The sequence below is a fragment of the Alcanivorax sp. HI0083 genome, assembly GCF_001635175.1.
Window position 1 is genome coordinate 1 of record NZ_LWFX01000530.1, and the last position, 1,060, is coordinate 1,060.

Sequence of the window (1,060 nt, forward strand, 5' to 3'; positions counted from 1 at the left end):
CATGGCGATCGGAGCGATCAGCTCAACGTCCATCTGCACGTTATCGCCCGGCATTACCATTTCGGTACCTTCCGGCAGAGTACATGCACCTGTCACGTCAGTCGTACGGAAGTAGAACTGCGGACGGTAGCCATTGAAGAACGGAGTGTGGCGACCACCTTCGTCTTTGCTCAGGACATACACCTCAGCAACGAACTTGGTGTGCGGCTTGATGGAGCCCGGCTTGGCCAGTACCTGGCCACGCTCAACCTCATCACGCTTGGTACCACGCAGCAGAACACCAACGTTCTCACCAGCGCGACCTTCGTCCAGCAGCTTGCGGAACATCTCAACACCGGTACAGGTGGTCTTGGTGGTGTCGTTGATACCCACGATTTCCAGCTCTTCACCCACCTTGATGATGCCACGCTCTACACGGCCGGTTACTACAGTACCGCGACCAGAGATGGAGAATACGTCTTCGATCGGCATCAGGAACGGCTGATCAACGGCACGCTCCGGCTCCGGGATGTACTCGTCCAGGCACTCAACCAGCTTCTGCACGGCAGGCATACCGATGTCGCTGGTATCGCCTTCCAGAGCCTTCAGGGCAGAACCCTTGATGATCGGGGTGTCGTCGCCCGGGAAGTCGTAGTCGCTCAGCAGCTCACGCACTTCCATTTCTACCAGCTCGAGCAGCTCTTCATCGTCAACCATGTCCGCTTTGTTCAGGAACACAACGATGAAAGGCACGCCAACCTGACGGGACAGCAGGATGTGCTCACGCGTCTGCGGCATGGGGCCGTCAGCTGCGGAACAAACCAGGATTGCGCCGTCCATCTGCGCGGCACCGGTGATCATGTTTTTCACATAATCAGCGTGACCGGGGCAGTCTACGTGGGCGTAGTGACGAGTCGGAGAATCGTACTCTACGTGTGAGGTCGCGATGGTAATACCACGCTCACGCTCTTCCGGGGCATTATCAATACCATCGAAAGCAATGGCGCTACCGCCCCAGACTTCTGCACACACGCGGGTCAGCGCGGCGGTCAGGGTGGTTTTACCATGGTCAACGTGACCG

1 protein-coding gene is annotated in these 1,060 nt (G+C 57.7%); it reads right to left on the bottom strand.

Translation table 11 applies throughout. From position 1 onward, the window contains the following. Positions 1-1,060 (bottom strand): elongation factor Tu (gene tuf, locus A3754_RS05460; RefSeq protein ID WP_156496826.1); only part of this gene is annotated, 1,060 nt, incomplete at both ends.